At 72.9% G+C, this 25725-nt stretch carries 23 protein-coding genes and 1 pseudogene; 8 read left to right on the forward strand and 16 right to left on the reverse strand.

Annotated elements, in window-relative coordinates; all coding sequences use genetic code 11:
* Positions 1 to 40: 40 nt before the first annotated feature.
* The 6 genes and pseudogenes from B2P18_RS18890 to B2P18_RS08425 form a co-directional block, all read right to left on the reverse strand.
* Positions 41 to 370, reverse strand: a pseudogene (locus B2P18_RS18890) (DUF1345 domain-containing protein); the annotation flags it as partial.
* A complete protein-coding gene (locus tag B2P18_RS08405; RefSeq protein WP_286958016.1) occupies positions 370 to 660 on the reverse strand; it encodes a hypothetical protein in 291 nt (96 codons plus the stop codon). The gene B2P18_RS08405 and the pseudogene B2P18_RS18890, both read right to left, overlap by 1 nt.
* Before the next feature lie 23 nt (positions 661 to 683).
* Positions 684 to 1658, reverse strand: a complete 975-nt coding sequence (locus B2P18_RS08410; RefSeq protein ID WP_286958017.1) for a sucrase ferredoxin — start codon at positions 1656 to 1658, stop codon at positions 684 to 686.
* Positions 1659 to 1698: 40 nt separating this feature from the next.
* A complete protein-coding gene (locus B2P18_RS08415) occupies positions 1699 to 3081 on the reverse strand; it encodes a TrpB-like pyridoxal phosphate-dependent enzyme (RefSeq protein WP_286958018.1) in 1383 nt (460 codons plus the stop codon).
* Between the two features lie 87 nt (positions 3082 to 3168).
* Positions 3169 to 4641 (reverse strand): APC family permease, encoded by a 1473-nt coding sequence (locus B2P18_RS08420; RefSeq protein WP_029210000.1) that lies wholly within the window; start codon positions 4639 to 4641, stop codon positions 3169 to 3171.
* A 79-nt stretch (positions 4642 to 4720) separates the two neighbouring features.
* Entirely contained in the window at positions 4721 to 6901 is a 2181-nt protein-coding gene (locus B2P18_RS08425; RefSeq protein ID WP_286958019.1) for a DNA gyrase/topoisomerase IV subunit B, read from the reverse strand.
* A gap of 210 nt (positions 6902 to 7111) precedes the next feature.
* On the opposite strand from B2P18_RS08425, the gene B2P18_RS08430 reads away from it, so the two are divergent.
* Positions 7112 to 7321, forward strand: coding sequence for a DUF7455 domain-containing protein (locus tag B2P18_RS08430; RefSeq protein WP_029209998.1), 210 nt, complete (start codon positions 7112 to 7114; stop codon positions 7319 to 7321).
* Positions 7322 to 7412: 91 nt separating this feature from the next.
* A complete protein-coding gene (locus tag B2P18_RS08435; RefSeq protein ID WP_019287066.1) occupies positions 7413 to 7886 on the forward strand; it encodes a DUF456 domain-containing protein in 474 nt (157 codons plus the stop codon).
* Between the two features lie 29 nt (positions 7887 to 7915).
* On the opposite strand, the gene B2P18_RS08440 is transcribed toward B2P18_RS08435, so the two are convergent.
* From B2P18_RS08440 to B2P18_RS08465, 6 genes are all read right to left on the reverse strand, one after another.
* Positions 7916 to 8404, reverse strand: coding sequence for a DUF3040 domain-containing protein (locus tag B2P18_RS08440; RefSeq protein WP_019287065.1), 489 nt, complete (start codon positions 8402 to 8404; stop codon positions 7916 to 7918).
* Positions 8405 to 8511: 107 nt separating this feature from the next.
* Positions 8512 to 9771, reverse strand: a complete 1260-nt coding sequence (gene dinB, locus B2P18_RS08445; protein ID WP_029209997.1) for a DNA polymerase IV — start codon at positions 9769 to 9771, stop codon at positions 8512 to 8514.
* 12 nt (positions 9772 to 9783) lie between these two features.
* Positions 9784 to 10575: a methyltransferase domain-containing protein gene (locus B2P18_RS08450; RefSeq protein ID WP_286958020.1), complete on the reverse strand. Its 792-nt coding sequence runs from the start codon at positions 10573 to 10575 to the stop codon at positions 9784 to 9786.
* Between the two features lie 51 nt (positions 10576 to 10626).
* Complete coding sequence (locus B2P18_RS08455; protein ID WP_286958021.1) at positions 10627 to 14460, reverse strand: DNA polymerase III subunit alpha; 3834 nt, start codon at positions 14458 to 14460, stop codon at positions 10627 to 10629.
* Complete coding sequence (locus B2P18_RS08460) at positions 14450 to 14890, reverse strand: SAV_6107 family HEPN domain-containing protein (RefSeq protein WP_286958022.1); 441 nt, start codon at positions 14888 to 14890, stop codon at positions 14450 to 14452. The genes B2P18_RS08455 and B2P18_RS08460 overlap by 11 nt, the downstream gene beginning before the upstream one ends.
* 144 nt (positions 14891 to 15034) lie before the next feature.
* Complete coding sequence (locus B2P18_RS08465) at positions 15035 to 15313, reverse strand: DUF6504 family protein (protein WP_019287061.1); 279 nt, start codon at positions 15311 to 15313, stop codon at positions 15035 to 15037.
* 259 nt (positions 15314 to 15572) lie between these two features.
* On the opposite strand from B2P18_RS08465, the gene B2P18_RS08470 reads away from it, so the two are divergent.
* Entirely contained in the window at positions 15573 to 16166 is a 594-nt protein-coding gene (locus tag B2P18_RS08470) for a DUF4126 domain-containing protein (protein WP_019287060.1), read from the forward strand.
* Between the two features lie 3 nt (positions 16167 to 16169).
* On the opposite strand, the gene metF is transcribed toward B2P18_RS08470, so the two are convergent.
* Positions 16170 to 17081 (reverse strand): methylenetetrahydrofolate reductase [NAD(P)H], encoded by a 912-nt coding sequence (gene metF, locus B2P18_RS08475; RefSeq protein WP_019287059.1) that lies wholly within the window; start codon positions 17079 to 17081, stop codon positions 16170 to 16172.
* A gap of 113 nt (positions 17082 to 17194) precedes the next feature.
* Between metF and B2P18_RS08480 the strand changes: the two genes are divergently transcribed.
* A complete protein-coding gene (locus B2P18_RS08480; RefSeq protein ID WP_286958023.1) occupies positions 17195 to 18292 on the forward strand; it encodes a polyprenyl synthetase family protein in 1098 nt (365 codons plus the stop codon).
* Positions 18293 to 18371: 79 nt separating this feature from the next.
* Here B2P18_RS08480 and B2P18_RS08485 read toward each other — a convergent pair whose 3' ends face one another.
* Positions 18372 to 18761: an Rv2175c family DNA-binding protein gene (locus B2P18_RS08485; protein WP_019287057.1), complete on the reverse strand. Its 390-nt coding sequence runs from the start codon at positions 18759 to 18761 to the stop codon at positions 18372 to 18374.
* A gap of 164 nt (positions 18762 to 18925) precedes the next feature.
* Here B2P18_RS08485 and B2P18_RS08490 point away from each other — a divergent pair, with 164 nt between their 5' ends.
* From B2P18_RS08490 to B2P18_RS08500, 3 genes are all read left to right on the forward strand, one after another.
* Complete coding sequence (locus B2P18_RS08490) at positions 18926 to 19774, forward strand: LysM peptidoglycan-binding domain-containing protein (RefSeq protein ID WP_029209994.1); 849 nt, start codon at positions 18926 to 18928, stop codon at positions 19772 to 19774.
* A 33-nt stretch (positions 19775 to 19807) separates the two neighbouring features.
* Positions 19808 to 21721, forward strand: coding sequence for a Stk1 family PASTA domain-containing Ser/Thr kinase (gene pknB / locus B2P18_RS08495; protein ID WP_286958024.1), 1914 nt, complete (start codon positions 19808 to 19810; stop codon positions 21719 to 21721).
* Between the two features lie 63 nt (positions 21722 to 21784).
* Positions 21785 to 22654 (forward strand): DMT family transporter, encoded by an 870-nt coding sequence (locus tag B2P18_RS08500; RefSeq protein ID WP_286958025.1) that lies wholly within the window; start codon positions 21785 to 21787, stop codon positions 22652 to 22654.
* A gap of 108 nt (positions 22655 to 22762) precedes the next feature.
* Here B2P18_RS08500 and B2P18_RS08505 read toward each other — a convergent pair whose 3' ends face one another.
* Both B2P18_RS08505 and B2P18_RS08510 read right to left on the reverse strand, forming a co-directional pair.
* Entirely contained in the window at positions 22763 to 23344 is a 582-nt protein-coding gene (locus B2P18_RS08505) for a molybdopterin-dependent oxidoreductase (RefSeq protein WP_029209991.1), read from the reverse strand.
* Between the two features lie 33 nt (positions 23345 to 23377).
* On the reverse strand, positions 23378 to 24781 hold the full coding sequence (locus B2P18_RS08510) for a class II 3-deoxy-7-phosphoheptulonate synthase (RefSeq protein ID WP_084412315.1): 1404 nt from the start codon (positions 24779 to 24781) through the stop codon (positions 23378 to 23380).
* A gap of 45 nt (positions 24782 to 24826) precedes the next feature.
* Here B2P18_RS08510 and B2P18_RS08515 point away from each other — a divergent pair, with 45 nt between their 5' ends.
* On the forward strand, positions 24827 to 25684 hold the full coding sequence (locus tag B2P18_RS08515) for a DUF1028 domain-containing protein (RefSeq protein ID WP_029209989.1): 858 nt from the start codon (positions 24827 to 24829) through the stop codon (positions 25682 to 25684).
* The last annotated feature ends 41 nt before the right edge of the window (positions 25685 to 25725 follow it).

Genomic DNA, 25725 nt, shown 5'->3' on the forward strand with positions numbered 1-25725 from the left:
TGAACGCGAAGGCCACGAGCGCGTGGACCATCATGGCGCGGCGCATCTGCCTCGTCGTGACCGAGACGTCGGTCGTCCCGAAGGTCACCTGCCCGTTGAGCGAGTGGTAGAGGTAGTCGCTGAAGGCTCGCTCCTCGGTGCCCGGGAACTCCAGGCCGCCCTCCGTGAGGTCCAGCCGCGCGTAGTGCAGGGCGTAGGACAGCACGACGTTGCACCAGGACACGACCACCGCCACGATGCACCCCACGAGGGCCCAGGGGATCGCGCGCGCGTGCGGGTTGGTCGCGAGGACGAGGCACACCCCGAGCGCGAACACCGAGAGCTGGATCGACCACGACGGAGCGGACCCCACCCCGAAGGACCGACGCATCAGTCGACGCGCCACCCCTCGCGTCGCTCCGCGTGCACCGAGGCCAGGACCTCCCGCCGCAGGTCGGCGCCGCCCAGCCCGTGGAAGGCCCGCCAGGTGAGCCAGGTGTAGACGAGGATGAAGGCGATCATGGCGCTCAGCGGCATCATGATCACGAACTCGTCCACCTCGATCCCCAGCCGGCCTCTCGTCAACGGGCCGACCACCACGAAGGGTGCGAACGCGCCCATCGCGATCAGGCTGCGGGTGGTGTCCGAGGACAGGCGGGCGGGTCGGGACGGCGCGCTCATGGCTCACGACCCTAGCGCGCTGGTCACACCTGCTCGTCGACGTAGAACCGGTGCGCCGGGGCGGGGTCGTTGCCGCAGGAGTCGTAGAGGCGCTCGCCCGTGGGCTCCTTGTGGACCCGCAGCCGCCACGCGCGACCGTCCTCGTGCGCGACCCTGACCTGCGCGTCCCACTCGTCGCCGCTCTCGATCCGGCTCGTCAGGGCCCTCAGCGTCGTCTCCTGGGTGCGCGCCCGGACCCAGGCCTCGGCGGCCTGGACGGGCAGGTCGAGGTGGCTGCGGCCACGGTCGTGCGCGGCGTCGAGGGCGGCGGGGCACAGCTCGCGCCGCGCCTCGGCGTCGACGACCTGGACGGCGAGCTCGCCGGTCAGCCGGGCGATCGTGTGTCCGCTGGGCAGCGCGATGCCGGTGGCGGCGAACCGGTGGCCGCCGGTGTGGGTGCACTCCCACACCTGGCCGGGGCGGTGCCGCGCACCCTCGAGCACCACCGGCCTGCCCCGCACGGCGCAGCACACGTCCCGCTTGCCGTTGGTGCAGACCAGGAGGATCCCGGCGTCGGTGCGGTGCAGCCCGGGCAGGGCCTGCAGCACCGCGTCCGGTCCCTGGTCGACCAGGGCACCGAGGTCCAGGCCGAGCAGGTCGGCGGGGTCGACGATCGCCCCGGCGAGCAGCCAGGGGCCACCGGACGCGCCCCGCAGGTCACCGGCGACGAAGACCTGGCGCGGTGCCCCGTCGGCCTGGGACCGGCGGTCGGACACCGAGCGGATGAGCACCAGACGCCCACCGGCCAGGGCACAGGCACCCTCCAGCCGGTCCCCCAGCGCGGGGTCGAGCCAGGACTCGGTGAACGCATCCCTGCCCCACGGGCCGGGCTGCTCGAGGGCGATCCAGAAGTCCGCCATCGCGGCGGTCCCGCCCACCGGGTGCCCGGCCCCCTCCCAGGACAGCGAGCAGGCCGTCTCCGGCAGCTTGGAGGTCGGGTCAGGGCGCTCTGAGGTCACCCGCCCACCCTATGACGGAGAGCGCGGTCGTCGGCCGCCGTCACGACGCGCGTACCTCGGGCAGGGCGGCCATCGACCCCCGCAGGTGGGCGTCGAGGTCGGGGTCGTCCGCCGCCGACGAGCGCAGCCTTCCCGCCGTGTGGTCGCCGTAGGCCGGCAGCTCCAGGTGCCCGTGGCCCGAGAGCCCCACGACCACGACCTTCTCCTCGCCCGACTCCGCGCAGCGACGCCCCTCGGCGACGAGCTCCGCGATCGCGTGGGTCGACTCCGGCGCCGGGATGATCCCCTCGCACCGGGCGAACAACGCGCCGGCGTCGAAGCACTCGGCCTGCTCCTTGGCCACCGCCTCGAGGTGCCCGTGGTGGTAGAGGTGGCTGACCAGCGGCGCCATCCCGTGGTAGCGCAGCCCGCCCGCGTGGATCGCGCTCGGCATGAAGCCCGACCCGAGCGTGTGCATCTTCATCAGCGGCGTCATCCCCGCGACGTCGCCGGAGTCGTAGGCGTAGGTCCCGCGCGTGAGGCTCGGGCACGCCGCGGGCTCCACGGCCCGCAGCGCGGGCGTCATACGGCCGGCCCAGGTCTCCCGCAGGAAGGGGAAGGCCAGACCGGCGAAGTTGGACCCGCCCCCGGTGCAGCCGATCAGCAGGTCGGGGGTCTCCCCGACCTTGGCCAGCTGCAGGAGGGTCTCCTCGCCGATGATCGTCTGGTGCAGCAGCACGTGGTTGAGCACGGACCCGAGGGCATAGCTGGTCGTGGGGCTCTGGACCGCGGCCTCCACGGCCTCGGAGATCGCGATGCCCAACGATCCGGTCGTGCCCGGGTGCGAGGCCTGTATGACGCGCCCCGCCTCGGTCAGGTCGCTCGGGCTGCGGTGGACCTGCGCCCCGAAGGTCTCCATCATCAGCCGCCGGTAGGGCTTGGAGTCGAAGCTGCCCGCGACCTGCCAGACCTCGCACTCCATGGCGTACTGCGCGCAGGCGAACGCCAGGCTGGCGCCCCACTGGCCCGCGCCGGTCTCGGTGGTGAGCCGGGTGATGCCTGCCTGGTGGTTGTAATAGGCCTGAGGCACGGCGGAGTTGGGCTTGTGGGAGCCGGCGGGCGAGACGCCTTCGTACTTGACGTAGAGCCGGGCAGGGGTGCCGAGCTCGCGCTCGAGACGGGTCGCCCGGATCAGCGGGCTCGGCCGCCACAGACGATAGACCTCCTGGACCTCCTCCGGGATGTCGTAGTAGCGCTCGGTGCCGAGCTCCTGCTCGATCAGGGCCGGCGGGAAGAGCGGCGCGAGGTCCTCGGGGCCGACCGGTTCGTGGGTGCCGGGGTGCAGCATCGGTGGCAGCGGCTCCGGGAGGTCGGCGACGATGTTGTACCACCTCGTCGGCATCTCGGACTCGGCGAGGGTGATCCGGTGCTGCGGTGCGTCCATGACCGCAATCTAGCGACGACCGCGCCCGCCCGCGAGACATGTCTCGGTCGGGCGGGCGTGGTCGCTTCGTCGTGGTGGACGAGGCGATCAGGTCCAGGGACGGCCCTCGCGCTGGCGGTTGAGCTCGTCGTGATGGATGCCGAGCTCCTCGATGTGCTCGGGCTTGTTGGTGCGACCGGTGCCGATGAACCGCGTCGACAGCCAGTGCAGCAGCCAGAGCACGACACCGACGACCAGCAGCACCGCCGCGACCTGGTAGTCCTTGGGGTCGCGCTTGGACAGCGGGGAGGCGAGGAAGCCGCACAGGACCGCGCCGATGACGGGGATGACCGTCGGCGCCTTGAAGTGCCGGTGCTCGACCTTGTCGCGCCGCAGCACGAGCACGGCGATGTTGGTGATGGTGAACACGATCAGCAGCAGGAAGGACGTCGTGCCGCCGAGCGCCTTGAGGTCGGCGAACCAGACCAGGCCGAAGGCCAGCACCGTGGTGAACAGGATGGCCACCCACGGCGTGCGCCGCTTGGGCAGGATCCGCCCGAGGGTGACGGGCAGCACGCCCTCGTGCGCCATGCCGTAGAGGAGGCGCGAGGCCATCAGCATGTTGATCAGCGCGGAGTTGGCGACGGCGAACATCGTGATGACGGCGAAGATCGCGATCGGGAAGGCCGGCGCTCCCGCCTGGACGACCTTGAGGAGCGGGGTCTCGCCCTCGCCGAGCTCGGCGGGCTTGACCAGCGTGACCGAGGCGATGGCCACCAGCACGTAGATCACGCCCGTGATCGACAGGCCGATGAGCATCATCTTGGGGAAAGTCTTGACGGGGTCCTTGGTCTCCTCGGCCATGTTGACCGAGTCCTCGAAGCCCACCATGGCGAAGAACGCGAGGGCCGTGGCGGAGGCGACCGCCGTGAAGAGGTTCGAGCCCTCCTTGACGTTGAACTGGGTGAGGGTCGCGGCGTCGCCCTTGCCCTGCATGATCGCCCACACGCCGATGGCGATGATGATGAGCAGGCCCGACAGCTCGACGATGGTCAGGACGACGTTGACCTTGACGCTCTCCCCCACGCCCCGCAGGTTGATGATCGCGACGAGGGCCATGAAGCCGAGGGCGGCGAGCAGGAGCATGGTGCCCCCGGACTCCCAGCCGAAGTGGGCCGCCTTGTTGAGGTTGCCGGCGAAGGCCTGGGCTGCGCTGGAGGCCGAGGTGAGACCCGAGCACATGACGGTGAAGCAGACCAGGAAGGTCAGGAAGTGCACCCCGAAGGCCTTGTGGGCGTAGACCGCGGCTCCACCGGCGCGGGGGTACTTCGTAACGAGCTCGAGATAGCTGAAGGCGGTCAGCATCGCGACGATGAAGGCGCACAGGAATGGAAGCCAGACCGCCCCGCCGACCTCCTTGGCCACCTTGCCGGTCAGCGCGTAGACGCCGGTGCCGAGGATGTCGCCCACGATGAAGAGCAGCAGCAGACCGGGTCCGATCGCGCGGTTCAGCTCGGGCTTGCCCTCGCCGGCGCTGGGTTCGGCCGTGCCGGTCATCGGCGACGTGTCGTTGTCACTCATGGCGGACACGATCACTGACGAAACAGGTTTCGTCCAGCCAGGATCGCCCCGGATGCCCAGATCGTGACCGTATGACGGCTCAGGCGTCGATGCGCTCGGCGTCGAGGGAGTGCGCGGAGTCCACGATGAAGTCCTTGCGCGGCGCGACCTCGTTGCCCATGAGGAGCTCGAAGACGCGCTCGGCCGCCTCGGCGTCCGCGAGGGTCACGCGGCGCAGGGTGCGCTGGCGTGGGTCCATCGTGGTCTCGGCCAGCTGGTCGGCGTCCATCTCGCCGAGGCCCTTGTAGCGCTGCATCGGCTGCTTGATCCGGCGTCCCTTGCGCTCGAGCTGACGCACCGTGGTGCGCATCTGCTGCTCGTTGTAGGTGTAGATCAGCTCGTTCTTGCGCGAGCCCGCCCCGACGACCTCGATGCGGTGCAGCGGCGGGACCGCGGCATACACCCGGCCTGCCTCGACCAGCGGACGCATGTAGCGGAAGAAGAGCGTCAGCAGCAGCGTCCGGATGTGGGCGCCGTCGACGTCGGCGTCGGTCATCACGATGACCTTGCCGTAGCGCGCCGCGTCGAGGTCGAAGCTGCGGCCGCTGCCGGCGCCGATGACCTGGATGATGGCCGCGCACTCGGCGTTCTTGAGCATGTCGCCGACCGAGGCCTTCTGGACGTTCAGGATCTTGCCGCGGATCGGGAGCAGGGCCTGGTGGTCGGAGTCGCGCGCGAGCTTGGCCGTGCCCAGGGCGCTGTCACCCTCGACGATGAACAGCTCCGAGCGCTCCACGTCGCTGCTGCGGCAGTCCGCCAGCTTGCTCGGCAGGGTGCTGGTCTCGAGGGCGTTCTTGCGGCGCTGCGTCTCCTTGTGCTGACGGGCCGAGATGCGGGACTTCATCTCGGAGACGACCTTCTCCAGCAGAAGGCTGGCCTGGGCCTTCTCCCCCCGCTTGGACGAGGTCAGCAGGGCGGTCAGCTCGCGCTCGACGACCCGGGCGACGATGGCGCGCACCGCGCTGGTCCCCAGGACCTCCTTGGTCTGCCCCTCGAACTGCGGCTCGGCGAGGCGCACCGTCACGACGGCCGTGAGGCCGGCGAGGATGTCGTCCTTGTCGACCTTGTCGGTGCCGACCTTGAGCCGCCGGGCGTTGACCTCGAGCTGCTTGCGGAACACCTTCATCAGGGCCTGCTCGAAGCCGCTGACGTGGGTGCCGCCCTTGTGCGTGTGGATGATGTTGACGAAGGACTCGGCGCGCGTCTCGTAGCCGGTCCCCCAGCGCACCGCCACGTCGACGGTGCACTCGCGGGTCATCTCCGTGCTGACCATGTGGCCGCGGGCGTCGAGCTGCGGCACCGTCTCGGTGAACTCGCCGCTGCCCTGCAGCCGCCAGACGTCGGTCAGCGCCGGGTCCGAGGCGAGGAACTCCGCGAACTCGCTGATGCCGCCCTCGTTCTGGAAGGTCTCCTCGTAGACACCCTCGCCGTCGAGGTCGCGCTCGTCGCGCACCGCGATGGCGAGCCCTGGGACGAGGAAGGCCGTCTGCCGAGCCCGCGAGACGAGGTCGGCGCGGTCCAGGCCGGCGTTCTTGAGGAAGATCTGGTGGTCCGCCCAGTAGCGGACCCGGCTGCCCGTCACGCCCCGCTTGGCCTTGCCGACGACCTGCAGCTCCGAGGTCTGCTCGAACGGCGTGAAGGTGTTGTCCGGACCCGGCGCACCAGCGTCGTCGAAGGTGCCGGGCTCGCCCCGCCGGAAGCTCATCTGGTAGGTCTTGCCGCCGCGGTCCACCTGCACGTCCAGCCGACTGGACAGGGCGTTGACCACGCTGGCGCCCACGCCGTGCAAACCGCCCGAGGCGGCATACGACCCGCCACCGAACTTGCCGCCCGCGTGCAGCTTGGTGAAGATCACCTCGACGCCGGACAGGCCGGTGCGGGGCTCCTTGTCGACGGGCATGCCGCGTCCGTTGTCGCGCACCACGACCGAGCCGTCGCGCCCGAGGACGACCTCGATGTGGTCGCAGTGGCCGCCCAACGCCTCGTCCACGGCGTTGTCGATGATCTCCCACAGGCAGTGCGTCAGGCCGCGGCTGTCCGTCGACCCGATGTACATGCCCGGCCGCTTGCGGACGGCCTCGAGGCCCTCCAGGACCTGGAGGTGGCGGGCGGAGTAGGTGTCGCTGCTCGTGCCGACCGTGCTGGCTGCGCTGGCTGCGCTGGCTCGGCCTGCTCGGCTCGCTGGGCTGGCTGGGCTTGCTGTGGTCGTGGCGTCTGGCACGCTCGGCAGGGTACCCGCCGGGTATGACACCCCCGTGAAGACTCGCCATGCACCGCTCGTCCGGGGAGGTCGGGCCACGGCTGGCGCTCCGCCCAGCGAGAAATGCGCGGGTGGGAACGAATGCACGTGCTTGACTGTTGTCACCGCCGTAGAGGCCGCACCCACAGCCGTCCGGGAGCGACCCCCACTGACGTGAAAGAGAGGCCCATCGTGACCACCGCACTGGCACCGACCGAACTCACCGCAGCCGACCGCTGCGACCGTTGTGGCGCGCAGGCCTACATCCGAGCCCGTCTCGCGTCCGGAGGTGAGCTGCTCTTCTGCGCCCACCATGGTCGCGAGCACCTGGATCGCCTGCGTCCCCTGGCTACCGACATCGACGACCAGACCGACCGGCTCCACGCGTCGTCGACCAGCTGACGGCGCCGCACCACCGTCCGCGAGGACGGCACGACGAGACCCCCGACCGACGACGGCGGGGGTCTCGTCGCGCTGCCCCTAGGCTGGGCACGTGACCACCACCCTGACCGTCCTGCTCGCCGTCTGCGTCGTGATCGGGCTGCTGGGGATCGTGATCCCCGTGCTGCCCGGCCTGCTGCTCGTGTGGGGCGCCGTCCTGGTGTGGGCCGTCGTGACCCAGACGTGGTGGCTCGCCGTGCTGGTGACGGTGCTGTATGCCGTGGGCCTGGCCCTGCAGTACGTCCTGCCCGGGCGCCGGTTGCGCACCGGCGGGGTCCCGACCCGGTCGCTGGCCGCGGGCGTCCTCGTGGCGGTCGTGGGCTTCTTCGTCATCCCGGTCGTGGGGGCCGTCGCCGGCTTCGTGCTCGGCGTCTTCCTGTCCGAGCTGCAGCGCCTCGGCTCGACGGGCGCGGCCTGGCCGTCGACCGTGCACGCGCTCAAGGCGGTGGGCCTGTCGATGCTGATCGAGCTGACGGCCGGCCTGCTGATCAGCGCGTCCTGGGCCGCAGCGCTCATCTGGGCCTAGCAGAGGCCTCGTTCAGAGCTCCCCGCGGTCTAGAACTCGCCGCGCTGACGACGCTCGTCCCACCGCTGCTCCAGCCGCTGCATGAAGGTCCCCGACCGGGGGGTCCGGTCTCGGGGCAGGCGCCCGGCGGCACCCGGTGCCCGGTCGGCACGCCTCATCTTGGTGGCGCCACCGGCTCGACCGACGCCCGGGCGACCGAAGCGCCTGCTGGTGCGCTGCTGCACCGTGCCGTCCTCGCCCACCGCTCCGAGCTTGCGCCTCGGTGAGGCCAGGGCGTAGAAGCCGGCCGCCACCATGATCAGGAACCCGATCACGCCGATCCATACCTGCTGCTGCGTCACGCCGAGGAGGACGACCCCGAGACCGGCGAGGACGCCGATCGCGCCGAGGATGTAGCGCCGACGGCGCCCTGGCGTCGAGCTGGCGCTCGCGAGCTGGGCCGCGAAGCGCGGGTCCTCGGCATACAGCGCCTGCTCCATCTGCTCGAGCAGCGCCTGCTCACGCTCTGAGAGCGGCATCTCGCTCCCCTCCCTCGGGGTCGTGCGGTCGTGAGGTCCTCGAGGCCGGGTCGCGCGGCGCGGGTGCGCCGTCAGAGCGGTCTCCGTAGGACTCAACGAAGATGATCTCAGGATAGATCCCGGCGAGGGGTTGTGGTAGATCCGTCCCCAGGTCGGACCAGACTCGCCGGACGCACCGCACCGGCCCCGAACCTCGCGCTCGCCCGGTCGACCGCACGCTCGGCGTCCCGCCACCCGTGCTCTCGCTCGTCCAGCAGGCCCTGGCGCGGCACCAGGCCGGCGTCCTGGAGCCCCTCGAGCCGGACCCCGACGAGGCGGATGCGGGCGCGCTGCAGCCCCAGCGCGTCGAACAGGTCGCGGGCGGTGCGATAGACGTCCTGCCCGACGTCGGTGTGCTCGCGCAGGGTCTTGGAGCGGGTGATCGTGGTGAAGTCGGCGAACCGGACCTTGATCGAGACGGTGCGCGCCATCATCCCCTGGGACCGCAGCCGGGCGGTGGAGCGGTCGGCGAGCTTGAGCAGGTGCCGGTGGATCTCGACCGGGTCGTCGATGTCGTGGCCGAAGGTCTCGTCGGCGCCGACGCTCTTGTCGACGTGGACCGGGGTGACGCTGCGGGGATCGCGCCCCCATGCCAGCTCGTGCAGCGAGGCGCCCATCGCTGGGCCGAGGGCCCGTTGCAGCGTCGCGACCGGGGTGTGCGCGATGTCGGCCACCGAGCGCAGCCCCAGCCGCAGCAGGGTCTCCTCGGTGCGGTCGCCGACCCCCCAGAGCGCGGCGACCGGCAGCTGGTGCAGCGTCGCCACGACCTGGTCGACCGGCACGACGCGCAGGCCGTCGGGCTTGGCGAGGCCCGACGCGAGCTTGGCGACGAACTTCGTGGGGGCGACGCCGACCGAGCAGGTGATGCCCTGCTCGTCGGTCACGGCGTCACGGATGTGGTGGGCGATCTGCGTCGGGCGTCCGTGGGTGTGGACCGACCCCGACACGTCGAGGAAGGCCTCGTCGACGGACAGCGGCTCGACGACGGGGGTGACCGAGCGGAAGACGGCCATGACGCCGCGCGAGACCTCGGCGTAGCGCTGGTGGTCGGGCCGCAGGACGGTCGCCCGGGGGCACAGCCGACGGGCGCGGGCCATCGGCATCGCCGAGGCGACGCCGTAGCGTCGCGCCTCGTAGGTCGCCGAGAGCACCACCCCTCGCGTGCCGCCACCGATGATGACGGGCGTGCCGACGAGGTCGGGATGCTCGAGCAGGGTGACGGAGGCGTAGAACGCGTCCATGTCGACGTGCAGGACGTGGCACCCGGTGTCGTCGAGGGCCCCGGCCTGCGCCTCCTGGTCCTCGAGGCGGAACTGCCGCCGGCTCACGGCGTGCCCGTCTCAGTGCCGCGCGGCGATGACGTGCAGGGCCGCGCCGAGCTGGGCGAGGATCGCGAAGTCCGGGTGGCTCGCGGCCGCGCGCTCGAGGTCCAGCAGCGCCATGCGGTCGGCCTCGGAGTCCACCAGGGCGGAGGGGACGAGGTCGCTGAAGATGCGGACGCCGTGGGTGTCGGTGATCTCCAGGCCGGCGGCCTCGACGAGCGCCGAGACCGAGGACAGGTCGAACCGGCGGGGCAGCGGGTCGGGCGCTCCCCACGTGCCCTCGGGCGTGGTGAGGGCGTGCTGGGCCTGACCGAACTGCCCGGCGATCGCCCGGGCGAGCACCACGGCGAGCCGCTGGGCGACGACCAGGCTGAGCACGCCGTGGGGCGCGAGGGCGGCGCTGATCTGCGCGAGGGAGTCGCTCGGGTCGTCGACGAACTCCAGGACGCCGTGGCAGCAGACCAGGTCCGCGGTGCCGACATCGTGCACCTCGCGGAGCGTGCCGGCGTCGCCCTGGACCCCACGGACGCGGTCGTCGACGCCGGCCTCGCGGGCGCGCCGGCCGAGTGCGGCGAGAGCGTCCGGGCTGGGGTCGACGACGGTGACCTCGTGCCCGAGCCCGCCGAGCGCGACGGCGACCCCGCCGGTGCCGCCACCGAGGTCGAGGACCCGCAGCGGCCGGTCGAGCTGGGCGGACAGGTCGTCGGCGACGGACTGGACGGCCTCCCACACGGCGGCGGTGCGCAGGTTGGTCTCGACACCGGTGCCGCGGGAGCGGCGGGCCGCGGGTCGGTCCGCGTGGTCGGGCATCGCTGGGCTCCTTCGGGGCGGGGTGCGCGCGGACGCGCCGTCTCGTCCACCCTAGTGCCCCGAGCTGCCCGGGCTGGAGTGCCACAGCTTGCGCGGCGGCGTGCGGTGGGCCTCGCCCTGGTCGCCCCCCGCGGGCTTGATGTCGGCATAGGGCGACTGCTCGAACCCCGAGGCGTGGCGCAGGACCCGACGCGTGCGCTGTCCCTCGGTGCCGGTCGCCCGCTCGGCCTCGGCCGCCAGCTCGCGGGCCTCGGCGTCGACCTGGGCCAGCAGGTCGTGCACGCCGCGCGGCCCGTCGCGCAGCCACGCGTCCCACAGCGCTCCGAGCTCCCACGCGCCGGTCGCGCGCAGGGAGATCCCCCGGGGGCCGGTGCGGCGCACCTCGCCGCGGACGAGCAGCATCCAGGAGTGGAAGACGGTGGAGGCGTAGGGACCCTGGACGTCCTCGAAGAAGGTCGCGTCGACCGGTCCGGTCGTGTCGTCGAGGGTGAGGAAGACGACGCGCCGTCCCGAGCGGACCGGCGGGGTCTGGGTGGCGACCTTGACCCCGGCGACGTGCACGACGGCGCGGCTGCGGCAGCCCAGGAGGTCCGCCGACCGCACCACGCCGAGGGCCTGCAGCATCGGGGCGTAGGGCTCGAGGACGTGCGCGGTCGCGTCGAGGCCCAGCACGTCGAGCTCGGCGCGCACCCGCTCGGTCTGGGTCATCTCGGGCAGCCCGCTGCCCGCGGTGAGCGTGGGCTCGTCCCCGAGGTCGAGGGCCAGCTGGACGGGCTGCTCCCCGGCGGGCGCCACGGGGGCGTGCTGCCGGGACTGACGCGCGGCGGCGGCGCGCACGTCCGGCGCGGCGGGCCTCAGGTCCGCGCGCTGCCGGTCGAGGTCATGCAGCCCACCGGCCGATGACGCGGCGGGTCGGTCGATGGCGGCGGGTGCGCTCCCCCGGCGGCCACGTGGTGCCCTGCGCGCGGTGGCGCGGCTGTAGCGCTCGAGCTCGGCCACGTGCAGGAGCAGGTCGCGGCGGGTGACCTTGCCGCGACGTCCGAGCCCGGCGACCGCGCGATGGCCCGACAGGCCGTAGAGGGAGTCGAGCGCCCCGGCCATCACCAGCCGCTCGAGGACCGGGCGCGAGGGCTGGGCGCGGTTCCACACGTCGGCCAGGGTGACGTAGGGCCGGCCGGCGACGAGGCGCTGCACCTCGGCCTCGCGGATGCCCTTGACGTCCGAGAGGGAGAGCCGGATGCCGTAGACCCGCCCGTCGGGCAGGTCGGGGTGCGCGGGCCGGGACCGGGACTGCTGGTCGAGGATCTGCGGCGGCGGCTCGTCCCACGGCGCGACCTTCTCGACGCGATAGGTGTCGTCGGAGGCGTTGACGTCCAGGCCGAGGACCGCGATGCCGAGGTTGCGGGCGTCGTCGAGGATGAGCCGTTTGGGATACATCCCCGGGTCGTGGGTGAGCACGCCGGCGAGGAAGGCCGCCGGGTGGTGGGTCTTGAGCCACGCGGACTGGTAGGTCGGCAGGGCGAACGCCGCCGCGTGCGCCTTGCAGAAGCCGAACGACGCGAAGGCCTTGAGGACGGCCCAGATGCGGTCGACGTCCTCCGGGGCGTAGCCGCGTGCCGTGGCTGCCGGGCGCCACCACGCCTCGACCTCGACCTGACCCTCAGGTGATCCCATGGCGCGACGGACCTCGTCCGCCTCGGCGAGGGTCACCCCGGCCGTCTCGGCGACGATGCGCAGCACCTGCTCGTGGAAGACCACCACCCCGGCCGTCTCGCGCAGCGCGGGCACGAGGGTCTCGTGCAGGTGGTCGGGCTCGGACCAGCCCTGCCTGGCTCGCAGGAAGGGGGTGATCATGTCGGACTTGACCGGGCCGGGGCGGAACAGCGAGATGTCGATGATGATGTCGTCGAAGCTCTCGGGCCCGAACTTGCCGATGAGCTCGCGCTGCCCGGGCGACTCGATCTGGAAGCAGCCGAGGGTGTGGGTGCTGCGGATCAGGCGGAAGGTCGCCTCGTCGTCCAGCGGCACCTGACGCTGGTCGTCGAGCTGGATCCGGACGCCGTCGACCCGCTCGACCTCGGCCACCGCGTGGGCCATGGAGGACTGCATGCGGATGCCGAGGACGTCGAGCTTGAGCAGCCCCATCGCCTCGACGTCGTCCTTGTCGAAGTGGCTCATCGGGAAGCCCAGCCAGCTGGCCTCGACCGGCGTGCGGTCGAGCAGCCCCGAGTTGGACAGCACCACCCCGCACGGGTGCAGCGCGATGTGGCGGGGCAGCCCGTCGACCCGCTCCACGAGGTCGAAGAAGGTCTGCAGCCGCGGCGCGTCCAGGCCGCTCGCCCGCAGCTCGGGCAGGTCGGCGATGGCCGACCGGGCGTCCCGGGCCCGGATGTGGGGAAAGGCCTTGGCGATCGCGTCGACCTCGTTGGGCGGCATGCCGAGCGCTCCCCCGACGTCCCGGACGGCGTGGCGCACGCGGTAGGTGTCCATCATCGACACGCAGGTCACCCGGTCGCCGCCGAAGCGGTCCAGGATGCGCTCGTAGATCGCGGTGCGCCGGTCGGACTCCACGTCGATGTCGATGTCGGGCAGCTGGGCGCGCAGCGGCGAGCAGAAGCGCTCCATCAGCAGGTCGTGGCGGATCGGGTCGACGCCGCTGATCCCGAGCAGGTAGTTGACCAGGCTGCCGGCGCCGGACCCGCGCGCCGCGACCCGGCCGTCCATGTCGCGGATCAGGTCGCACACGGTCGCGACGGTGAGGAAGTAGGTCGGGTAGCCGAGGCCGGCGACGACCCCCAGCTCGTCGTCGAGCCTCGCCTCGATCGCCCGCCGCCCGCTGTCGCTCGCGTCGGGATAGCGGGTCAGCAGCGCGCCTCGGCAGCGCTCGGCCAGGACCGCCTGGGGGGACTGCCCGGGCCGTATGCCGAGGATGCCGGGCTCGGGCAGCTGGACCGATCCGATCCCGAGGTCGCCGCGCGGGTCGAGCCGGCAGTCGTCGGCGACCCGCAGCGTGGTGCGCACGAGCTCGTCGGCGCGGGCGCGATCCCCGCCGCACGCCTGGCGGGCGAGGGCGAGCATGTCCGGGGTCGAGGCGAGGTGACCCAGCGTGGTCACCCGGTCGAGGTGCCGGGTGTCGAGGGCGACGAGCCGGCGGGCCGCGTCGAGCACGTCGGCCGTGACCGCGTCCTCGGCGCGGCCGTGGCGCACGGCGGCGGTCAGCACGGCGGGGACCCCGACGTCGTCGGCCAGCGCGAGCAGCGCGGCGGCCTGGCGGCGGCTGCCGACGGATCCCGGCGGCCCCTCGTGCAGGACGACCTCGACGACGAGGGCGTCCCCGGGCAGCGCGTGCCGCCACTGCTCCAGCAGGTGCCGGGCCTGGTCGGGCCGGCCGCGCAGGACCGCCCGGCCCACGTCGGAGTCGGGGCCGACCAGCACCGTGAGGGCGTCGGCGTGCTCGGCCACGAGCGCCCGGCTCGTCACCGGCTCTCCCCGCTCGCCCGCGAGGTGGGTCGCCGACACCAGCCGGCACAGCCGCGCCCAGCCGTGGCCCTGCTCGACCCGGGAGCGTCCCCGGGCGAGCACGGTGACCCGGGGCAGCCGTGGGTCGACGACCGCACCACCGCGCACGGGGGTGCGTCCGGCCGGCCTGGCCCGCTGCCCGGCGACCTCGCCCAGCGCGAGGTCCGCCCCCAGGATCGGGTCGATGCCCCGGGCCAGGCAGGACTGGGCGAACTTCACCGCGCCGTAGAGGCCGTCGCGGTCGGTCAGCGCCAGCGCAGCCTGGCCGTGCCCCACGGCGAGATCGACCAGGTCGGCCGGTGGGGTGGTGCCGTAGCGCAGGGAGCAGCCCGACGCCACGTGCAGGTGGACGAAGTCATCGGCCACCGGTGGCCACCTGCAGGGACGGCAGCGGTGCGTGCGGCGGGGCCCCGAGGGCGGACTCGACCAGGGCGAGGAAGGTCTCGGAGGCCCGCACCAGGTCGTCCGCCTCGCGCGCCGAGACGGGTCCACCCCGCTCGGCCACGGAGCGGCGGGTCGCCGAGGCGGCGTAGAACGCGGCCCACTCCCCCAGCTCCGGCGCGGCGGCCGGCAGCAGCTCCCAGACGCTGCGGGGCCGTCCCCGGCCCGAGACCGGTCCCCGGGTGGCGAGCAGCGCCGCCCCGGCGCGCAGCCCCGACAGGTGCGCCGCGACGTAGCGGTCGGCGGTCGTGCCCGCGCAGGTCGCCTCGGCGAGGGCGGCGTAGGCGCGGTCGAGCAGGTCGAGCGTCGCCGTGGTCAGCGGCGGACGCGTGATGGTGGCGATCGTGGCGGTCATGGTGCACCTGCTTTCGTCATACGGTCCGGTCGGGAGAGCCGGAAGAAGAACGAGAGGGAGATAGAGGGAGATAGAGGGGAGAGAGGGGAGAGAGGGGAGAGAAAGGGCCGGGAGGAAGGCCGGAGAAAGAGCCGGAGGGGAGTCCTAGTCGGAGAGCCGGACGAGCTGCCAGCGCGAGCCGCGCACCGCCAGGTCGTAGACGCCGAGGGAGCCGGAGCGGCCGGGGGCCGCCTCGACCCGCCAGACCTCCTCCTCGAGGTCGGCGGGGGTGATGGACCGCGTGTCGGGCACCTCGCGCCACCACGGGCGGCGCTCGCGCCAGTGGTCGACGACCGCGCGCACGTCGTAGAGGCGCCCTCGCCAGATGAACTGCAACGGTCGGCCCTCGTGCCTGACCTCGATGACGTCCTCGCACCGCCTCATCGCCGTCCTCCTTCGAACAACCGACCCGTGAACCGAACATGTGTTCGATGGAGAGAACTCTAGGCCCGACCACCGACAGACCCCACCCCCACGTCACCCGCTTGCGCATCGGCGCAGGTCAGTCGATCCCTGACCGAGGGGCCCCGACCGGATACCGTGAGGCGTCGTCGTCGGACGCCCTTGGCTCGAGCCAGGCCGCCGGCCCGGCGAGACCCGAGCACGAGCACGAGCACGAGCACACGATCACTGAGGAGGACCCATGGGGACCGAGCTGCTACCGATGGTCTTCACGAGCGGCTGGGCGAGCGGCATCAACGCCTACGCCGTGGTGCTCGTCATGGGCCTGGCCGGGCGGTTCTTCTCGATCGACCTGGTCCCGCACGTGCTGACCCGCACGGACGTGCTGATCGCCGCCGCGGTGCTGTTCCTGCTGGAGATGTTCGCCGACAAGATCCCCTACCTCGACTCGATGTGGGACAGCGTCCACACCGTCGTCCGGCCGGCCGTCGGCGCGACCCTGGGCTATCTCCTGGCCGGCCACGAGGGGTCCGGGCTGGAGCAGGCCTTCGCCGCCGCGACCGGTGGCTTCAGCGCCCTGGCCAGCCACGGGGTCAAGGCCGGGATCCGCGCGGGGGTCAACGCCTCGCCGGAGCCGGTCAGCAACGTCGCCATCTCGTCCGCGGAGGACGTCGCCGTGATCGGCGTGATGACCCTCGCCACCGAGCATCCCTGGGCGGCCGCCACGGTGGCCGGGATCCTGCTGCTCGCCGGCATCGTCGCCGTGGTCTGGCTGCTGCGGCGCATCGTCCGGCTCAAGCGCAGGTATGACGACTGGGGCACCCGCACCGGCTGAGGGTCAGTGCCCCAGGTTGGCGAAGACCTCGAGCGTCGCGGTCGAGCGGTTCATCGTGTAGAAGTGCAGCCCCGGCGCGCCCTCGGCCATGAGGCGGGACGCGTGCTCGGTCGCGATCTCGACCCCCACCTCGCGCACGGCGTCGGCGTCGTCCCCCACCGCCTCCAGCCGCGACGTCACGGCGACGGGCAGGGCGGCCCCGGACAGCTCGGCCATGCGCGTGATCTGCTTGGCCGAGGTGATCGGCATCAGCCCCGGGATGATCGGCAGGGTCCCGCCACGCGCCGCCACCATGTCCCGCAGGCGCAGGTAGTTGTCGACGTCGAAGACCATCTGCGTCACCGCGAAGTCCGCCCCGGCCCGCTGCTTGGCGACCAGCACGTCGGCGTCCTGCTCCAGCGAGGCCGACTCGGGGTGCTTGTCGGGGAACGCCGCCACCCCCACCGTGAAGCCGCCCAGGGCGCGCACCAGGGACACGAGCTGGTCGGCGTGGTCGAGCCCCTCGGGGTGGGCCACCCAGGGGCTGCCGAGGCCGCCGGCGGGGTCGCCGCGCAGCACCATGACGTTGCGGATCCCGGCGTCGGCATACGCCCCGACCACGCTGCGCAGCTCGGCCCGCGAGGAGGCGACGCAGGTCAGGTGGGCCATGGGCAGCAGGGTCGTCTCCTCGGCGATGCGCCGGGTGACGCGGACCGTGCGGTCGCGCGTGGACCCGCCGGCGCCGTAGGTCACCGACACGAACGACGGGCGCTTCTTCTCCAGGTGGCGGATCGCCTCCCACAGCACCTGCTCCGACTCGTCGTTCTTGGGCGGGAAGAACTCGAAGCTGAAGCTCGTCCCCTCGGACCGCAGCATGTCCGGGATGGAGATGCCGGAGAGGTCGCGGGGAGCGAGGAAGGACGTGCCCGATGCCATGGCCGCGACTCTAGGTGACCCGACCGCGTAGGCTCGGTCTGCACCGACATGTGGGCACTCCCGTGTCGCCGTACCCACAGTGCCGCAGGGCCGCACCGACGGAGGATGCCGGGATGACCACCGCAGGGACCGAGATCGTCGACCTGGCGCAGCTGCGTCACCGGGTCCAGGCCGAGATCGACGAGGAGATCGCCCTGCGCACGTCCCAGCTCGCGCCCGTGGGGCGCGACACCCGCCTGCTCGTCGACGCGATCGCCGACCTGCTGCGCGGGGGCAAGCGGCTGCGCGCCGCCTTCTGCTACTGGGGCTACCGCGCCGCCGGGGGCGACGACAACGAAGCCATCGTGCGGGCCGCCGCCGCGATGGAGCTCTTCCAGGCCGCGGCGCTCATCCACGACGACGTCATGGACGACAGCGACACCCGACGCGGCCTGCCCGCCGCGCACCGCCGCCTCGCCGCGCACCACGCGGAGCAGCAGTGGGAGGGGCTGTCGGAGCGGTTCGGCGTCGCGGGGGCCATCCTCGCCGGCAACCTCTGCCTGACCTGGACCGACTCGATGTTCGCCGGCTCCGGGCTGAGCCGGCACGAGCTGCACGGCGCGCGGCCGGTGTTCGACGAGATGCGGACCCAGCTCATGGGCGGGCAGTTCCTCGACGTGCTCGAGGCCGCGCGCGGCTGGGACGACCTCACGACCGAGCAGCGCCTGCGGCTGGCGCACCGCGTCATCACCTACAAGAGCGCGAAGTACTCCATCGAGCACCCCCTCGTCATCGGGGCCGCGGCGGCGGGTGCCAAGCAGGGCGACCTCAAGAAGCTCGGCGAGTTCGGGCTGGCCGTCGGCCAGGCCTTCCAGCTGCGCGACGACCTGCTCGGGGTGTTCGGCGACCCCGAGGCGACGGGCAAGCCCGCCGGCGACGACCTGCGCGAGGGCAAGCACACCGTCCTGGTGGCGCACACCCTGTCCACCCTCGACGACGAGCGCGCCGCGCGCTTCAGCCGCCACCTCGGCGACCCCGACGTGGACGACGAGACGGTGGACTGGATGCGCGAGACGATCGTCGCGTCCGGAGCCGTCGACGCGGTCGAGCGCGACATCGAGCGCCTCGTGGCCCAGGGTCTGGAGCGGCTGCACGACACGCGGGCGCTCCTCGACGACGGCCGTCAGGTCCTCGTCGACCTCGCGACCTACGCCACGAGCCGCACCACCTGAGCGGCGTCAGCCGCCGGGCCGACGGCTGACGAGACCCCGGCCGTATGCCGGGAGGCGCCACCGCCTCGCGGGGTCACCCTCAGAAGGCCAGCTCCTGCGCACGGCGGCGGATCTCGGTGCGGTGCCCCGCACGCAGGTCGCCGACCGGGGTGCCGGTGCGCAGCGTGTCGTCCGGCTCGTGCAGCCAGGCGATCGCCTCGGCGTCGCTGAGGCCGGAGTCGTGCAGGACCGACAGGGTCCCGCGCAGCAGGTGCAGCGGCGCCCCGTCCTGGACGAAGGTCGCGGGGATGCTCACGACCTTGCGCTCGCCGCGGCGCACGGACGCGATCTCACCCTCCGCGAGCCACGACCGGACGGTCGCCAGGGGGACGGCGCACGCCTCGGCGACGTCGGGCACGGTGATCCACTCGGGCACGAGCTCGTCGAGACGGGCGAGGAGGACCTGGTCAGGGGCTGAGGAGCGGCTCACGGCCCCTAGCCTGCCATGCGCGCCGGTCGACGCGCACGGATGCGCCATCCGGGTGAGCGTGCTTCACTGGACGGGCTGGATCGTTCAAGGTCGCCCGACGCGCTCGGGCCCTGACCTCCCACCGGACGGACCACGCTCCCCGACACCGACCACAAGGACCCACGATGCCCCTCGTCGCCGGAATCGCCGCCGTCTCGATCGCCGTCGCGATCACCCCCACCGCCACCTCCCCGTCCACCACGTCGCACCCGTCCACGTCCTCCGCAGCGTCCGCCACGTCCGCAGCGTCCGCAGCGTCGGCGCTGTCTGCGCTGTCGGTGCTGTCCGCCGTCCAGGGGGACTACACCGTGCGCCGCGGAGACTCGACCTACACCATCGCCCGGCGCGCCGGCACGACCGTGCAGGCCGTCGTCGCGGCCAACGGCCTGCAGGGCGGGGGACGTCGCATCCACCCCGGCCAGCGGCTCGTGATCCCCGCGGCCGGCACCGACGCCCAGGCCGGACGTCGCCAGGCTCCCGCGACCACGGCCCCCACGCGCACGGCACCCCCGTCCAAGGCCCCCACGAGCAAGGCACCCGTCGCCAGGGCCACCGCCCGCACGTCCCCACCTGCCGCTGCCGGGACGCAGAAGGCCCAGGTCCGCGCCCTCATCGAGCAGGTGGCCGACGAGCACGGCGTCGACCGGCGGCTCGCGCTCGCCGTCGGGCTCCAGGAGTCCGGGTGGCGCCAGGACGTCACGTCCCACGTCGGCGCGAGGGGCACCATGCAGGTGATGCCCGCCAACGCCCGCTGGGCCTCGTCGCTCGCAGGCCGCCGACTCGACCTCGGCGACGCCCGCGACAACGTCACGGCCGGGGTCGTCATCCTCAAGCAGCTCCAGGCGACCGCCGGCAGCGAGGACGCGGCCATCGGCGCCTACTACCAGGGGCTCCCCTCGGTCAAGAAGCGCGGGATGTACCGCGAGACCCACCGCTACGTCGCCTCCGTCAAGGCACACCGGTCCCGGATGTGAGGTCGGGGAGGCTCCCCCGCCTAGGATCGAACGGTGCCTCGACCCACCGACGTGACCGCGCCCGGGCGTGTGCTGGACGGGCGTTATCGCCTGGTCCGGCACATCGCCGACGGCGGTATGGCGTCCGTGTGGGAGGGCCTGGACGAGCGCCTCGACCGTGAGGTCGCCGTCAAGATCCTGCGGCGTGGGCTGACCGACGACGAGTCGTTCACCTCGAGGTTCCAGCGCGAGGCGAGGTCCGCGGCCCGCCTCAACGACCCGCGCATCGTGGCGGTGTTCGACCAGGGCATCGACCATGACGACATGTTCCTCGTCATGGAGCTGGTGCCGGGTCGCACCCTGCGCGAGGTCGTCCACGCCGAGGCTCCCCTCACGGTTCGTGCCGCCCTCGACCTGGTCGTGCCCCTGGCCGAGGCGCTCGGCGTGGCCCACCGGGCCGGGATCATCCACCGCGACGTCAAGCCCGAGAACGTCATCATCCGTGACGACGGCCGCGTCAAGGTGGCCGACTTCGGCCTGGCCCGTGCCGTCACCGCTCAGACCGTCACCGCCGCCAGCAGCACGATCCTCGGCACGGTGTCCTACCTGTCCCCCGAGCAGGTCGAGCGGGGCATCGCCGACGCGCGCAGCGACGTCTACGCGACCGGCCTGATCCTCTACGAGCTCTTGACCGGTCAGAAGGCCTACGAGGGCGAGTCCCCGATCCACGTCGCCTACCAGCACGTGCACGGCAGCATCACGGCCCCGAGCGACGTCGTCCCCAGCGTGCCCGCCGCGCTCGACGAGGTGGTCGCCTGGGCCACGCACCGCGACGCCGGGGAGCGTCCCGCTGACGGCGCCGCCCTGGCCGAGCGGCTGCGCGAGGTGCGGGCGGAGCTCTCCCCCGACGACCTCGACGCCCGGCCCCGCGAGCCGGAGGCCTCCGCGGCCAGGGCGACCCCGACGGTCGCCATACCGCGCTCCGGCGCAACCGGGTCCGCCCGACCGATCCCCACCCCGGTGCAGCACCGCGACCCCGTCGGCGCCACGCGCGGCGCCGCCTCTCCGTCAGCAGCCCCCCGCCGGCGCCGGCTGCGCCTGCTCCTCCCCCTGCTGGCGTTCCTGGTCCTGCTGGGGGGCGGTGGCGCGTGGTACCTCACCCAGGGCCCCGGTGCCTCCACCACCGTGCCTGCCCTGCAGGGCCTCGCCCTCGCCGACGCCCAGTCGAGGCTCGCGGCCGCCCACCTGGACGCCGCCATCGAGGAGACCTACGACGAGCGGGTCCCGCGCGGGTCGGTCATCCAGGCGTCGCCGGGCGAGGGCACGGCCCTGCACCGCACCGACGACGTCACCCTCGTCGTGAGCCGCGGGCCCGAGCGCTACCAGGTGCCGCAGGTCCGGGGCACCCCGGTGGACGCGGCGCGGCAGGCCCTCAAGGACACCCGCCTGTCCGTCGGCGCGGTCACCGAGGCCCACGACAAGCAGGTGCCGGCCGGCCAGGTCGTCTCCACGGACCCCGCGGCCGGCGCCTCGCTGAAGCCGCTCACCAAGGTCGCCCTCGTCGTCAGCAAGGGTCGTCAGCCCATCCCCGTCCCCGCCCTCGCCGGACGCACCTCCGCCGAGGCGCGCACCGCCCTCACGGCGGCGGGCCTGACCTATGCCGAGGCGCCCGACCGCGTCTACTCCACCACGGTGCCCGAGGGGTCCGTGACGCAGCACAGCCCCGCGAGCGGCACGCTCTTCAAGGGCGACACCGTCACGGTGACGCTGTCCAAGGGCCCGGAGCTGGTGGCCGTGCCGTCGGTGCGGGGACGGAGCAAGGACGACGCGGTCGCCGCGCTCAAGGCCGCCGGCTTCCAGGTCCGGGTGTCCGCCCCGCTGGGCGAGGTGTTCGGGCTGGTGTCCCAGCAGCGCCCCTCCGGCGGTCGCGCGCCCAAGGGAAGCACCGTCACGGTCGTCGTGGTCTGAGTGGCCGTGGCTCCCCCGCGGCCCTCGGTCGCACCGCGCTCGGGCCTCGCCACGCTCGCCCTCGTGGCGGTCACCGCCGTCTGGGGCTCGACGTTCTACCTCATCCACGACCTGCTCGACTCCATGGACGCCGTGGACTTCCTGGCCGTCCGGTTCACCATCGCCGCCGTCTGCCTGCTCCTGCTCTTCGGCCGCAGCCTGCGGGCCCTGGACCGACGCGCCTGGATGGCCGGCGGGCTGCTCGGCCTCGTCTACGCCCTGGCGCAGGTCCTGCAGACCGTGGGGCTCGCCCACACCGCCGCGTCGCGGTCCGGCTTCATCACCGGTCTGTACGTCGTCCTCACCCCCGTTCTCGGAGCGATCCTGCTGCGCGAGCGGGTCGGACGACCCACCTGGGTCGCCGTCGTGCTCTCCGTCGCCGGTCTCGCCGTCCTGTCCCTCGGTGACGTGGCGTCTGCGGTCGGTCTCGGCGAGGCCCTGACGCTGGCGTGCGCCGCGGTCTACGCCATCCACATCCTCGGGGTGGCGAGGTACTCCACCGCCGAGCTCGCCACGGCACTGGCGACCGTCCAGATGATCGCCCTCGCCGTGGGGTGCACCGTCACGGCGGCCGTCGACGGCGTGCGCCTGCCCCCGACCCCCGCCGCGTGGTGGGCCGTGGTCTACATGGCGGTCGTCGCCGGCGCCGGCGCGCTGTGGGCGCAGACCTGGGCCCAGGCGCACCTGAGCGCCAGCCGCGCCGCGATCGTCATGACGCTCGAGCCCGTGTTCGCCGCGGGCTTCGCGGTCACGCTCGGCGGCGAGTCGGCCACCTCGCGCATGGTCCTCGGCGGCGGGCTGGTCCTGGCCGCGATGTATGTCGTCGAGCTCGCGGGTCGCCGTGGTCGCTCGGCGGACGACCCGCCGCTGGAGGCACTGCACCACGAGCCGTGACGCGACCCGCACAGCCGCCCGGTCAGGCAGCGACTCGGTCCTTCAGCTGCTCGGTCGTGCAGCTGCTCGGTCATGGGGCGACACGGTCTGGCGGTCACGCGGTCACACTCATTCTTGGTAGGCGTACCGCTCCTGGCGCCATACGTCGCCCACCAGGTGATAGCCGCGCTGCTCCCAGAAGCCGCGGCCCGGCTCGCGAAGGTAGGCGATCTCGCCGATCCACTTGGGGCCCTTGTAGCCGTAGAGGTGCGGCACGACCAGGCGCACCGGCCCCCCGCGCTCGGCGGACAGGGGCTCACCGTTGCGGTGCGTGGCGAGGAGCGAGCGCGGCGACACGAGGTCGTCGAGCGGCAGGCTGGCGCTGTAGCCGTAGGTCGCCGAGACGAGGACGTGCCCGACCCCATCGGCCGGGGGTGCGAGGTCGACGACGTGGCGCACCAGCACGCCCTCCCAGACGACGTCCTGGCTGGTCAGCTTGGACACGCAGTGCTGGTCGGCCACGATCGCGTCGCGCGGCAGCTGCTGCAGGTCGTCCCAGGTCAGGACCCGCTCGGGCCCGGCCGTCTCGCCGACGACGGACAACGTCCATGTCTCGGGCGAGAGCGCCGGGACGCGCCCGTAGTGCTGCACCGGGAGCTCGGCGACGAGCCGTTGCCCGGGGGGCACGGTGCGCGGCTCGGTCCGAGGCATGGGACGAACTCTCTCACATCACCCAGGTGGGGCTCAGGACCGCTGGGCGAGCATCTCGGCGACGAGAAAGGCCAGCTCCAGGCTCTGCTGGTGGTTGAGCCGGGGGTCGCACACGGTCTCGTAGCGCGAGGACAGGTCGGCGTCCTCGATGCGGATCGAGCCGCCGGTGCACTCGGTGACGTCGTTGCCCGTGAGCTCGACGTGCATGCCGCCGGGGATGGTGCCGAGGTCGGCGTGGACCTCGAAGAAGCCCCGCACCTCGTCGACCACGTCGTCGAAGTCACGCGTCTTGTAGCCGCTCGCGCTCGTGTGGGTGTTGCCGTGCATGGGGTCGGTCACCCAGGTGACCTGGACGCCCTCCTGCTTAACCCGCTCGACGATCGGGGGGAGCGCCTCGCGGATCGTGCCGGCGCCCATCCGCGTGATGAAGGTCAGGCGGCCGGGACGGCGCTCGGCGTCGACCTTGTCGACGATCGCCATGACGTCGTCGCCGGTCGTCGTCGGCCCGAGCTTGACCCCGATCGGGTTGCGGATGTGCGAGACGAAGTCCAGGTGGGCGCCGTCGAGCTGGCGGGTGCGCTCGCCGATCCACACCATGTGGCCGCTGGTGTCGTAGGCCACGCCCGTGCGGTGGTCGATGCGCGTGAGGGCGCGTTCGTACTCCAGCAGCAGGGCCTCGTGGCTGGCGAAGAACTCCACGGACCGCATGGCGTCGAAGTCGGCGCCGCAGGCCAGCATGAACCGCATCGCCTTGTCGATGTCGCGCGCCATGGACTCGTAGCGGGCGTACTCGGCGTTGGCGGAGAACCCGCGGTTCCACGCGTGGACGTGACGCAGGTCGGCGAACCCGCCGGTGGTGAAGGCCCGCACGAGGTTCAGCGTCGCAGCGCTGGCGTGGTAGCCCCGGACCATGCGCTGCGGGTCGGGCCGCCGCGAGTCCGGCGTGAACTCGAAGTCGTTGACCATGTCACCGCGGTAGGCCGGGAGCGTGACGTCACCCCGCGTCTCGGAGTCCGAGGACCGGGGCTTGGTGTACTGCCCCGCCATACGGCCGATCTTGACGACCGGCACGCTGGCGCCGTAGGTGAGGACCGCGGCCATCTGCAGGAGGGTCTTGACCCGGTCCCGGATGTTGTCCGCCGTGGCGTAGGCGAAGGTCTCGGCGCAGTCGCCGCCCTGGAGCACGAAGGCCTCGCCACGGGCGGCCGACGCCAGCCGGTCGGTCAGCTGGTCGCACTCGCCGGCGAACACCAGCGGCGGCATCGAGCGGAGCGTGTCGACCGCCGCGTCCAGGCCGGACCCCTCGGGCCACGACGGCTGCTGGGCGGCGGGCAGGTCGCGCCACGCGTCGAGGGCAGTCAGGAGCTCGGGAGCGGGTTCGGTACTCACGCGCCCCAGCCTAGGGCCCGCGACGTCCCCGCCCGGACGCGTCCGCATCACGGGCGCCGCGCCGCTGACTCCCCCAGCCGTTAGGGTCGACGCATGACATTCTCGATCGTGGCCAACGTCGGAGATGCCTACGGCGTCGCCGTCGCGAGCAGGTTCCTCGCCGCCAGCGGACCGGTGGCGATGGTGCGCCCGGGTGTCGGCGCCGTCGCCAGCCAGGCGCTGGCCAACGCCGGCTACCGCGTGGCGGCGCTGGACCGGCTCGAGGAGGGGCGCACCGCCGACGAGGCCCTGACGGCCATCACCGGGGAGGATTCCCAGACGTCCACCCGCCAGGTCGGCATCGTGGGCTCGGCCAGCCAGGTCACCTTCACCGGCGCGGACTGCGTCCCCTGGTGCGGCGGCGTCGCCGGGCGCGACGCGGACGGCGGCTACGCGATCCAGGGCAACATCCTCACGGGCGAGGAGGTCATCACCTCGATGGAGCGCACCTGGCTCGAGGGTGCGCACCTGCCCTTCGTCGACCGGCTGGTCGAGACCCTCCTCGCGGGCGACCGCGCCGGCGGGGACCGTCGGGGCCGCCAGAGCGCCGGCGTCTACGCGACCTACCCCGGCGCGGGCTACGACGCCTGCGGCGTCCTGGCCGACCTGCGGGTCGACGACCACCCGCAGCCCGTCCAGGAGCTGCACCGCCTCGTGGCGCTCAACGAGCTGCACTTCGGCCGACCCACCAAGGTCCTGCCCCTCGAGGGACCGCTGCTCGAGGACGTGCGCGAGCGGCTGGAGCGTCTCGGCTACGCCGGCGACGTCCCCACCGCGCTGGACGCGTGGGGCGCCATGGAGAACCTCGAGATGCGCCTGACGCCCGAGGGCATCGACGCCCGCGTGCTCCAGGTGCTGCGCGAGCAGACCCTGCCCCCGGAGCAGACGAGCGAGCGCTTCCCGACCTTCTGACCTGATCTTCTGACCCGGCCTTCTGACCTGATCTTCAGGCT

Source organism: Arsenicicoccus sp. UBA2120, assembly GCF_002330965.1.
GTDB classification, from domain to species: domain Bacteria; phylum Actinomycetota; class Actinomycetes; order Actinomycetales; family Dermatophilaceae; genus Arsenicicoccus; species Arsenicicoccus bolidensis.